The 9924-nt window shown below is 34.5% G+C and carries 10 protein-coding genes; 5 read left to right on the forward strand and 5 right to left on the reverse strand.

Going from position 1 to position 9924, the window contains the following annotated elements:
- Positions 1-140 precede the first annotated feature (140 nt).
- The gene (locus tag AAGU22_RS05650; protein WP_458721233.1) at positions 141-1526 is read left to right on the forward strand and encodes an aspartate ammonia-lyase; all 1386 of its coding nucleotides are present in this window, start codon (positions 141-143) and stop codon (positions 1524-1526) included.
- 276 nt (positions 1527-1802) lie between these two features.
- A complete protein-coding gene (locus tag AAGU22_RS05655) occupies positions 1803-2291 on the forward strand; it encodes a DUF192 domain-containing protein (protein WP_458721234.1) in 489 nt (162 codons plus the stop codon).
- 611 nt (positions 2292-2902) lie between these two features.
- Here the strand turns inward: AAGU22_RS05655 and AAGU22_RS05660 are convergent.
- Together AAGU22_RS05660 and AAGU22_RS05665 are read right to left on the reverse strand one after the other, a co-directional pair.
- A complete protein-coding gene (locus AAGU22_RS05660; protein ID WP_458719599.1) occupies positions 2903-3199 on the reverse strand; it encodes a hypothetical protein in 297 nt (98 codons plus the stop codon).
- Positions 3200-3218: 19 nt separating this feature from the next.
- Positions 3219-3524 carry a hypothetical protein gene (locus AAGU22_RS05665; RefSeq protein ID WP_458719600.1) on the reverse strand — a complete coding sequence of 102 codons (306 nt, stop codon included), beginning with the start codon at positions 3522-3524 and terminating at the stop codon, positions 3219-3221.
- A gap of 105 nt (positions 3525-3629) precedes the next feature.
- Between AAGU22_RS05665 and AAGU22_RS05670 the strand changes: the two genes are divergently transcribed.
- Together AAGU22_RS05670 and AAGU22_RS05675 are read left to right on the forward strand one after the other, a co-directional pair.
- A complete protein-coding gene (locus AAGU22_RS05670) occupies positions 3630-3788 on the forward strand; it encodes a 50S ribosomal protein L39e (protein WP_144734863.1) in 159 nt (52 codons plus the stop codon).
- A gap of 18 nt (positions 3789-3806) precedes the next feature.
- A complete protein-coding gene (locus AAGU22_RS05675; protein ID WP_458721235.1) occupies positions 3807-4181 on the forward strand; it encodes a 50S ribosomal protein L31e in 375 nt (124 codons plus the stop codon).
- 134 nt (positions 4182-4315) lie between these two features.
- On the opposite strand, the gene AAGU22_RS05680 is transcribed toward AAGU22_RS05675, so the two are convergent.
- Both AAGU22_RS05680 and AAGU22_RS05685 read right to left on the reverse strand, forming a co-directional pair.
- Positions 4316-5308, reverse strand: a complete 993-nt coding sequence (locus tag AAGU22_RS05680) for a hypothetical protein (RefSeq protein WP_458721236.1) — start codon at positions 5306-5308, stop codon at positions 4316-4318.
- Between the two features lie 61 nt (positions 5309-5369).
- Positions 5370-6977 (reverse strand): tRNA (N(6)-L-threonylcarbamoyladenosine(37)-C(2))-methylthiotransferase, encoded by a 1608-nt coding sequence (locus tag AAGU22_RS05685; RefSeq protein WP_458721237.1) that lies wholly within the window; start codon positions 6975-6977, stop codon positions 5370-5372.
- A gap of 145 nt (positions 6978-7122) precedes the next feature.
- Here AAGU22_RS05685 and AAGU22_RS05690 point away from each other — a divergent pair, with 145 nt between their 5' ends.
- A complete protein-coding gene (locus tag AAGU22_RS05690; RefSeq protein WP_458721238.1) occupies positions 7123-7851 on the forward strand; it encodes an ABC transporter permease in 729 nt (242 codons plus the stop codon).
- A gap of 45 nt (positions 7852-7896) precedes the next feature.
- Here AAGU22_RS05690 and AAGU22_RS05695 read toward each other — a convergent pair whose 3' ends face one another.
- Positions 7897-9231 carry an aspartate aminotransferase family protein gene (locus AAGU22_RS05695; protein ID WP_458721239.1) on the reverse strand — a complete coding sequence of 445 codons (1335 nt, stop codon included), beginning with the start codon at positions 9229-9231 and terminating at the stop codon, positions 7897-7899.
- Positions 9232-9924: the final 693 nt, after the last annotated feature.

The following is a 9924-nucleotide window of genomic DNA, read 5'->3' on the forward strand; positions in this document are numbered from 1 at the left end:
AATTATTATATATAAATAAACAACCTTGATTTTTACCCTCCTATTATTCAAAAAGATATAAAAAAATGATCAAGATGGTTAATCGAAACCTGAATTTCTTGCATTATACATTTTAAATACCGATTTCAAAAATGAATAATATGTCTCAAAAAACTAGAATTGATAGGGATTCATTGGGTGAAGTGGCCGTCCCAGAAAATGCATATTATGGTCCATTCACTACAAGAGCAAAGGAACAATATCAAATAACAAAACTCCAACCACATAGGAACTTTGTAAAGGCATTCATTATGATCAAGAAAGCGGCTGCTGTAACAAACCGAGACCTTGGCGTGTTGTCGTCTCAAATTGCCAATGCAATAATAAGTAGCTGTGATGAAATTTTGGCAGGGAAATTATCTGATCAATTTGTAATCGAGACCCTTAATTCGGGAGCAAGCACAGCTTTTAATATGAATTGTAATGAGGTAATTGCAAACCGGGCACTAGAGATCCTTGGCAAACCAAAGGGTTCTTACGAAATAATCAGTCCAAACGACCATGTGAATATGTCCCAGTCGAGTAACGATACCTCTCCTACAGCCATTCATATTTCTATAATCATGAATTGTCAAGAGTTACTAAAATCATTGGACCTATTGATCCATTCCATAGAAAAAAAGGCAATTGACTTTAAAGATGATATAAAAATTGGTAGAACTCACTTGATGGATGCAATCCCAGTCACCATGGGGGACGAATTTAGTTCATACCTGTTTGCACTAATAAAATCAAAAGAATTTATCAGCAGATCTTTGGAACAACTCTACTATGTCGCCCTTGGAGGCACAGCCGTAGGAACGGGCGCAAATACACCAAAAGGTTATCAACCCCTTGTGGTTGAAAATTTAGCCAATATTTCTGAACTGCCATTAAAGCCGTCGCCTAACTTATTCTATTCTCTACAAAGTAAGCTTGATGTAGCGAATTGTTCCTCTGCGATAAAAAATTTTGCCATCGAATTGACAAAAATGTCAAACGATTTTAGGTTGATGGCTTCAGGCCCTATGGCGGGATTTGCGGAAATCACTATTCCAGCTGTTCATGCAGGGTCCTCAATAATGCCAGGAAAAGTCAATCCTTCTCTTTCTGAAACGCTGAATATGATTTGTTTTATAGTAATTGGAAATGATCTTTCAGTCACCATGGCATCTCAGGCGGGACAGTTTGAATTAAACGTCATGCTTGGAGGGATGGTTAAGTCAGTGTTAGATTCCACAGACATGCTCACTAATTTTCTACCTATATTTTCTAAGAATATGGTTGATGGAATACAATCAAACAAACAGAAACTTCAATTAAGTGTCCAGAAGAGCCCTGTGTTGGTAACATTATTGAATCCAATAATAGGCTATCTTAAAGCAGCTGAAGTTTACAAGGAAGCAATGTCAAGCAACAAAACCATTAAAGATGTAATAATTGAGAGAAAATTAATGAGTGAGGAGGAATTCGATAAGGCATTATCCAAGGAAAGACTTTTAACATGATCAATTCCCGCTGTCTTATTTCTTAATTGAAGCGTGAAATTCACAAATATCACAATGCTTGAATTGTTCACCATCCAGATGATTGAAGTGTACTCCGCAGGTCATACATGTATGATGAGAATCCTCATATCCATCAGAAGCCACAAAATTGTTACTAGTTAAGCTTGGGCTTTTGCAATTTATACATCTGCAATTGCATTCCATATATATTTTCAAGAATCTCATCATAAAAAATGTATTGTTTAAATTATGCAGACTCTAAGTACACCGATACAATTGAAGAAAATTATTCCCCCTTGGTTTTCATTTCTATTTCTAATCTTAATGTTGTTATCTTCAGTAGCCTATAAAGAAATTGAAAATGTCCTAGCTCAAGAGCAAAAACAAAATCAAACATCTTTGGTGACGGTAGGAGGTGTTAATTTAATAACTAGTCTTTCTACGACTCCTGATGCTCAGTCTAAGGGATTGGCAATTAGAGATTCCCTCAATGAAAACGAAGGAATGCTATTCATATTTGAGACTCCACAAAAATACTCTTTTTGGATGAAAGACATGAAATTTCCGATAGACATTATTTGGATTAACCAAGATGGCAAGATCGTTCACATAGAAAAAAATCTTCCTCCCTGTATCTTCTTGCTTCCGTGTCCGTCCTATGCACCAAATGACGATTCATTGTATGTATTAGAAGTTGTCTCCAATTTTACAAACAAATTTGACATAAATGTCGGTGACTCGGTCGACTCTAAAGTCATAAAATAAGGTCATCGTTAGAATTTTAATGCTAGGATTTGAAACTGTCAACGAGCTTCTTGTGGTAGCTACAGAGACACTGAAATCCTAAATCTTGGCCATTTGGTATGACTTGAATTTTTTTTAATTGCTTTACAGAATAAATTGATTTTAGAAAATTAAAGCAAGTTTCACAGACATACATATCTAAACAATATGGCAGTGGGCAATTAATTTGTTATTTTAGTTTGATGATTTATGAAAAAGCTAGAGGTTTATTGTTATATTTGTGCATATTAATGGATTTGTATCAATTATCAGCCGCCATCGAGAAACCCATTCTACTGGGAAATAATTATAGAGAATAAGATTGTCATCTATTCTAAGTCATCTATTAATCGTTATTCTTTGGCCATCTCAATTTACATAATCATCATCATAATTCTGCTGTCAATGTAATGAGCATTTTTGTCTAAAGGATCGGTTCTAAATCCAACTTTAAGAATTACAACGAAAACATTTTTTTCTTGGCTCGCCACATTTAGGCAAATACTTGTCAAATCTCAATAATTTTCCAGTACAGTAATTTACTAAGAGCGCAATAGAAATTCTTATTGTTGATGTTATTGGGCGCTGCTAACTTAGGCGTCTGGCACCTCCTTGTTGTGTATTTTTACAAATAGATTCAACCAGTTTTTGACATGGTCTAGTTTACACTTCTCTTTACTACATGGAAAGTAATCGTCAAATCCTTCAGTTCGATCCTTGATGTACTGCATAGTTCTTTCAATCAGACTTTTCTCAAACGAAGAATTGATATGGTGTTTTAGTTTTAGGAATCTACAAGCCATTGGGTACCAGGTTCCACCGTCTGTTGATACGACATGTTTTCCGTGAATCTTGATCAGACCTGAAATAAATCTCTCTGCGATAAGCATGTTCCTCTCCTTGGATTTATTAGCTAAGAAAGAGTGCGAGAATTTGCCTATTTTCTGGTTCGATTGCTGCCCATAACCAGGAGTATTCTGAGCCGACTTTTATTAATGTCTCATCAATGAGGTATTCTGATATTTTTGTTCTTCTTGTTGAAACCTTTCGAGGTTTATACCTTTGAATCCAATTCCAAATTGCAACGTGACTTCTATTGATAATATGTAAAAAGGACAATGCCTTGGCAGTATTTCTAAGCGATAAGCCTAGAAAGTACAAATACAGACCATAGTAAATATGCTCTGAAGATGTTTTATTTCTTTTACTTAACATAACAGAAATAGAGCGTCTTTAAGCTAAAGATTTATCGTTAAGTTAACAGGGCCTGTTATTGTATGTTAACACTTAAAAATAGGTAGCATTGTAAAAGAAGATATCATGGCTGCCCGCAAAAGTACAACCAGAAAAATAAGACTATTGAAAAAAATTAAACAAAATAGACCGGTGCCAGCCTGGATTATTATTCGGACACACCGACATGTTAGAACAAATCCAAAAAGAAGGTCATGGCGCAGATCAGATGTGAATATAGGATAAAAAGGGGGATAATGTAAAATGTCAACAGTTGAGGATACACTCGCAAGAATATATACAATAAATTTCAGTAAAGCATGGTTAACACCAAAGCATAAGAGAACAGATAGAGTAGTTAACATGATTAAAGAATTTGCTATAAAACATATGAAAAGCTCACAAATTAAAATTGATCAAGAGCTGAATCGATACATTTGGGAAAGAGGCAAAACTAATCCCCCACGAAAGGTGAGGGTTAGAATAGTGAAAGATGAAGACGATCAGGTTATAGTTTCTCTATATGAGGATATTGTCATCGAATCAGATTCTCAACCTAAAATTGAAACATCAGAAAAGGTCGAAGTGGAAGATGATAATGTTGCAATTGAAGAGAGTGGACCGGAAAAAAAGAAATAACAATGTCATAATTTAATCTTGAATTATATTCAAATAATTTTTTATTTTTAGAATCAACAACAAATTCAGAAATAAAACTCTGATTGTGGTTTTATAGTTTTATATTTATTTTATATCTTTTTAAAGTATCAATATCAATTATTGGATCTTTTGTTAACTAAAGCAGATCCTGATTCGATATCTTTGAAATAAGGTAATTGAATATCATCCATTGCTATTTCAGGTTCAAAATCTAAAATATTTTTCTTCGGAATTAAAAAGTTCAGGGGATCGTATCCTGATATGATATCTTTATTTGTTTTCACCAAGATATGACATTTGGGAGTATCATTTCCTCCTTCTAGTATGTTTACTTCTCGTTCAGCTTCCGAAAGTATATTATTGGCTGTCTCTATTACATTTTTCATTACTGAAATTTTTTCAGTAGGCTGATATAAATAGAGAGAGCATTTTTGTATGCTACTAATATCGATTTTTTGTGTCAGTTGAGCCATTGTTTCTACAAAGGCATTCTTTATACCCTTTGTAGATTTACTAGACGCAACATAATTTAATTTTTCTGGAAAACTCTTGATCACTGATTGAACTATTATATCGACTATTGCTGTATTTGTAATCTTGTAGCATTGTTCAATGGAAATATCGTTATCGTTCCTTATTATTGCATTGTTATCAATTACTATTATACTATTAACGAATTTACATAAGAAAGAAAGAGATACTCCACAACGAAATAACTTTTCTTTCTCAAATCCAAAGGGTAGTATAGTTAAGCAAATTATCTCTCTATTTATATTGTTCTTTAGCATTTGAGATAAAACTGGCAATACTGCTGAGCCAAACTTGGAAGCCAAGTTCCCTACAATGATAATAGATTGGGATTGGTTAACCTTTGATAAAATATCTTCTGTCGCTTCCGATAATGCTTTTCTAATTTGATCCAGAGATGGATTAATTCTGGACGGAATAGCTATTTCAATTTTATTATCAAAATCTAGTCCGGTCGAGGAATGATTCTCCAAAAGAAGATAATCTAAATTTACTTTATTCAATACTTCAATTGTTATATTTATCCCTGCATTCCCAACACCGATAATACACGTATTCAAACTATTAGCATTCTTCAATCGTCATTAACAAACCTTAGTCGATAGATAAAAGTGTTGTGAGACCACTTATGAGCGTAGGCTACACCGGTATTGCGTTTAAGACATGATTTGAACAGGCTATTACTCTGACTCTGACCCTTTTGCCTATGAAAGGGTTGTCAAAACATAATATACTATTCTTATAAGGACCAGTTTTGATAACCATATTTTCTTCCTTTTGATCCGTATATTTGTGATAGACCTTTGATTCTTCTATTCTTGAATTATAATTGGTTTGGTTCTTTCCTTTCAAAAATGCCTCATCAGGATCACGTTCTAGAATTATTGATTTGTAATAATCATTTCTCCCCTTCAATTTTCCGTTTTCAATTTCGTTAATGAGGATCTCTCCTTCCCAATTAATCCACTTGGAATTTCTCCTTTTTGCTATTCCCTTGATTAAATTATGCAGCCTTTCTGATCTAACTGAAATTATGTCGTCATCGACCTTTTTTAATTTCGAAGCGGCAGTTCCGGGCCTAGAACTGAATTTCGATGAATTAACAATATCGGGATCTATAAATGATATTAAATCTAAAGTCTGTTCAAAATCTTCATTGGTCTCTGAGGGGAATCCGGTAATAATGTCTGTTGCAATTGTGATTTCTGGAATCTTGTCTTTCAATTTCGTGATAAGGTCTTTGGTTGTATTAATCGTGTGTCCTCTTTTCATTTTCCTTAAGATTCTTTCACTACCGCTCTGGATGGGGATGTGGATGAATTTAAAAAGCTTTTCACTTTCTGAATAAAACGTCGATAGATCCTTTATCATTCTGGTCAGATACATTGGGTTCATCATTCCAAGTCTTATCTTAAATTCTTGGTTTATTTTTTCGCAGCTCCTTAACAAATTTATTATGTTAGTCCCAATGTCCAATCCATAACATCCATTGTCCGTGGATGTAAGCCAAATCTCTTTACTCCCATGTTCTAAATCTTCTCTTATTTGTTTAACTATCTGGCCAATTCTATAACTCCTTAGATTACCCTTCGCAAGCTTTGTTTGACAAAAGGTACATTCGCTTAGACAACCAGTTGAGATTTCAACGATACTAATTATAGGACTGATCTGGAACTTGGGCATATTTATTTTTTCTATATTTGAATCCACTAGGCTTGATACAGTTTGTCCACCCAACGCCGCATGAGCGACCTCGACTACCTTATCAATGGAATTTGGTCCAATTAAGCTTGCGTGGCTATTAGCAGATTTTACTAAACTCTCATCAGCTGCCGGCAAGCAGCCAGCAATAATCAATGGTTTATTAGTATTAGTCAAATATTTAATCCGATGAATCATTTTATGTTCAGTAGAATTTTTTACCGAGCATGTTACTATCAAATTAATACTAGAGTTCTCTGGATTCTCCGCCAACCTGAATCCCCGTAGTTTTAGCTGTCCCGCCATCATTTCTAAATCAGCAAAATTGGCTGAGCAACCATAACCTTCGATCCAGAAGCTGGGTCTTTGTTGATACTCATCATTTTTGGGTTCATCATCTGTTCTATATCCAGCATTTTTCCTAATTCTTTTTTTAGAAGGTATTTCTGTTCTTTTTAAGAGTTTAATATGGTCAATTAATTGTGGCTTTAAAGAAATGAAAATTGATGAGCCATCTATTGTTCTGTGGGTTGTAATAGATCTCAATCTCACTTCTTGGTTGAATCGAATTGAGAAATATACCTTTTCCTTAACAACCTGCTAGAACCTTGTGCGTTGTGATTAGTTAATATATATCTCTCCAGACCGAAAACGTACTTTAGTCATGAATATTCTTAATAATTGCTATGTAGTGACGAAACAAATCTTTATCATTGCGTATATGACAGGATTCCTTTGGTTAAGAAGGAATCCTCTGTCATTAATATTCACGGCCATTTCTCCATTTTCATTGTTGTTCATATTATTTGTAGTAAGTAGTGGTGAATACGTACAGTTTGCCGTTGCTGGCAGTCTGGTTATGGCGCTAGTAGGCTACGGATTGGCTTTAGGTCAAGATATTTCATTTTACAAAATTGAATATAAAATGCAAGACGTATTTGTTGCCTCTCCAGTTTCTTCCATAACTTATATGCTGGGATTGGCTTTGTCACAATTACTATATGGGCTACCTGCACTGCTGGTTTTGCTCTCACTTGCCGTATATTTTTCAGTTTCTTTAAATTTCATTCCTTTGTTATTATTAAATGTCTTTCTCATTTGGGGGACTATGTCTTCCATAGGATTTTTCTTGTCTTCTCACATGCTGCATATGCGAAATGCCACTCAGCTAATTTCTTTCGTAAACGTTATTATTGCTATTTTACCTCCAGTTTTTTATTCAATAGAAAAATTGCCCTTAGATTTACAATTCATATCATATTTTGTTCCCACCACTCATGCCTCATTGATGTTGCAATATTCAATGGGTTTTCCAGTACCTCCGGGTTGGACCATCTCATTAGGATTATTTGTCCAAATTGCATACTTTGCTTTTTTTATATTGGTGGCAAAGAAAAAGGCCTTGTGGAGAGAAAATTAGGGGACAATGGGTGAAATGTATGCTAAAACTCTTGCTTTAGTCCAATTATTGTTTATTCTGTTCAAATATTCTTCTAGTGGAATCGACCAATTTAACTACATCTTTCTTATCATTTGCGTTTGAAAAAGCTCCCATCTTCCCTGGCAAGAAAAATATATCATGTTTAGCCATTAGTGCCAGATTATAATTAATTAATATCTCCCTATCGCTTAGTGCTGCATCAACAGCATTGTCTATCCTCTCTGTCTTTTCATTCAGGAAATGAACCATGAATAATGAACCAATTCCTGTAACTTGGACTCTTATTCCAAGCTCAACGAATAATTTTGTCAATTCGCTTCTTGCAGTTTCTCCAAGACCATTGATTCTCTCATAGATTCCTGGATTTTTTCTTAGCTCTTTCAAAGTATGATATCCAGCCTTCATAGTCAATGGGTTTGCTGAAAATGTACCTCCCCCAATCGAACAGTATGAAGATTTATTATTGTCCACAGTTGCGTCTGCCAATTTCATTATTTCTTTCTTCCCACAGACAGCTCCAATGGGAAGTCCTCCGCCAATAATTTTGCCCAATGTAAAAAGGTCAGGGTCTAATTTGAATATGTTCATCGCACCATCAAAGGCAAATCTGAATCCAGTAACTATTTCGTCTAGTATGAAGAGGCTTTCGTTCCTTTTAGCAAACTCTTGTAGTCCGAGTAGATACCCGTCCTGAGGAGGAATGCATCCTGCTCCACCCAGAATCGGTTCGACAATAATCGCTGCAAGGTCATCCTTAATAGACTCTAACACCTTGATGGATCTTTCTAAATCGTTAAATTGTAATGATTCAATAAAGTGACCCTCATCTTCAATTAGTCCCATACCTTCATCCGCCTCATAAGGATAATTCACAGATTGCAAGAGGTTTGTATTAAAACCATGCCATCCACCCTCTACTTTGGCAATCACTCTTTTACCCGTCGCAGCCCTGGCTAAACGAATTGCATACATGGTCGCTTCTGAGCCAGTACTACAGAATCTTAAATTCTCCGCCAGGGGTATGGCCTTATGAATTTCATTACCTAGTTTCCAACTTGCTTTATTTGCAGTCCCATAGAGAGTACCTTTACCAACTTGCTTCTTTAATTTCGATGTCACGATCTCCGGAGAATGTCCAAGGATGAGAGCCCAGTGACCATTCCAAAAATCCAAATACCTGTTTCCATCAATGTCAAATAAATATTTACCACGTGACTTGATGGTAAAAAAAGGATAAGGTTTAAAGTATCGAATATTATGATTTATTCCCCCGGGAAAAATGTCTCTGGATTTGAAATACAAATTCATGGATTCAAATGTCTTACTCTTATACAAATCCGCATAGTCTTCATATTTCATATGTAATTTATTGTCCCTTCTCAGAATCTTTTATATGTTTTTAAATTTTAGATTGAGATAATAAATTATTCAAAGATATTCTAGAAGGATTATTTTATTCAGTAATCTATTTTATATTCGATCAAAATTTAATGAAAATCAGAGTACCTTTTGCCGTGTCCAGAATTAATTGACTTATTAGCAAAATAAATATCATTATTATTGTTAATCTAAGAACAAGATTTATATTAATATTTTTTTGATTGTAAATAGAACGTATCCAAGATAAAAGGCGGAGTCGGTAATGAATTTGGCAGATGCCACAATGTGATTTATAAACTTCCAGCTGCGCTCATACCATTGTAAAGCTACAAAATGAAAAAATAGGGGGATTCGATCAAAAAATCAGTGCTGACCTGATGGATTGAATCTGACATGGGAATGATCAGATAGACTAGAAATTTATATTACGATACTAATAAAAGTTAACAGTATGTTTTAGTTAAGATTTTGATCAACTGCTAAATTATGGATTCTCATAATTATGGGTTTGAATCAGAAGCATAGAAGACGTTTTGTTAAGTTAATGTTATGTACCTTGGAGTATTATTATTTTACGTAATAGAAAATTCACTTGTATTTTGCATAAAAACAACATACAAATCTAGTTTTTCGATCGTACTCTTTCTCTTTATTGTTAATCTGAAATAGAAT

Source organism: Candidatus Nitrosocosmicus sp. R (genome assembly GCF_054408505.1).